At 51.6% G+C, this 1,590-nt stretch carries 1 protein-coding gene; it reads left to right on the top strand.

Translation table 11 applies throughout. The features are described 5' to 3' along the window. Positions 1 to 1,590: LPS-assembly protein LptD (locus tag AC3A8L_RS18325; protein ID WP_487963730.1), on the top strand; the 1,590-nt coding region annotated here is incomplete at both ends.

Here is a 1,590-nt window from a genome sequence, read left to right as displayed (position 1 = left end):
CGGCACCTACGTCGACCCCTTTGCCAATCAACCAGCACCAGACCCCGCCAACACGCTAATCGAAATAGAAGCGGGCAGCGCTGATATGAACGAAACGCACATAGAACTCGGTGATGGTGTGCGCGTTCAGCAAGGCACGCGTGTTATCCAAGCGGACCACATGCTGTTCAACAAAACCACTGAAAAAGCCGCCATGACTGGGGATGTTTTCATTCGCCAAACCGGTAGCTTGATTACCGGTGAGAGCGCAAGTGTCAACATGGTCGGCAACGAAGCCGAATTCACAAACGGTAGCTTCGTCGCCCACGACAGTCATATGCGCGGCACCGCTGGCCGCTTAGCACACGCGCCGTCAGGTAAGCTCATACTCGAAGACGGTACCTTTACCAGTTGCGAGCCTAATGATAAAGCTTGGCTACTTGCCGGCAAACGCCTGACTCTCGACCCAGAATCACTTCAGGGTTATGGCCGTGATGTCGTCGTTTACGTGGGGGGATTCCCTATCCTCTACACACCCTATATAAGGTTTCCACTGGGTAACTCGCGACAAAGCGGCTTGCTCACGCCCAGCATCGGTACGGTTGATGGCGGTTTAGATATTGCCCAGCCTTGGTATTGGAATATTGCCCCCAACCAAGATGCCACCATTACCCCGCGTTACGTGGCCGGTCGCGGCGCCATGCTAGAACTAGAGTATCGTCACCTTGGTTATACCAGTGAAAATATTGCACAGTTTTCTGCCTTACCTAAAGATGGTGGAGGCAACAATAGCGACGAAGAAGCTTTAATTGCGAGCGGCGCAGCAACAGAAGAAACATTGCGACCGCACAAGGATGAAACCCGCTGGCTAATGCAATTTGATCACCGTGGTGGTTTTCAGCAACCTTGGTATAGCAATATTAGTTACGGTGAAGTTAGTGACATAGACTTCCTGCGCGATCTCCCTGCCGCCAGCTTCAATGTAGCCAATGAAACCTATCTGACGCAATCCGCTCAATTCGGCTACGACTTTACCAACTGGCATGTCTCAGCCAATGCGTATAACGCACAAAATTTACTGGTCGACGTGGATGATTCGTACCGCCGCCTGCCGCAAATCCAGGCCGAAGGCAATTATCGCTTAGGTGATTTCGGCACAAGCTTGTATCACGAGTACGTCAGCTTTGCTCACAGCGACAAACAACGTTTAAGTAATGGCAATACCATTATTACGGGTGATCGTGCACGCATCGATTACCAGATCAACTATCAACGTGATACCAGCTGGGGTTTCGTTAAGCCGAGTATGGGCATCCAGGGCATGAGCTATCACCTCGACGAAACACAGTTGCGCAGTGACGCCGACAGCACGCCAGCACTATCAACGCATTACGCCAGCTTAGATAGCGGCTTGGTGTTTGAAAACGGCAACGGCCAGCAAACGTTGGAACCCCGCTTGTTTTACCTGTTTCGCCAATACACCGATCACGAAAAATTGTTTAATGTGACCGATGACGGCCAAGATGTGAACTTCGATACATCCCCGCTCACCTTTGGTTACGACCAACTGTTTCGCAAGCGACGCTTTACCGGAGGCGACCGCTTAGACGA

The sequence above is a fragment of the Marinagarivorans sp. genome, assembly GCF_982758155.1.
This window is presented reverse-complemented; position numbering and strand designations above follow the sequence as displayed.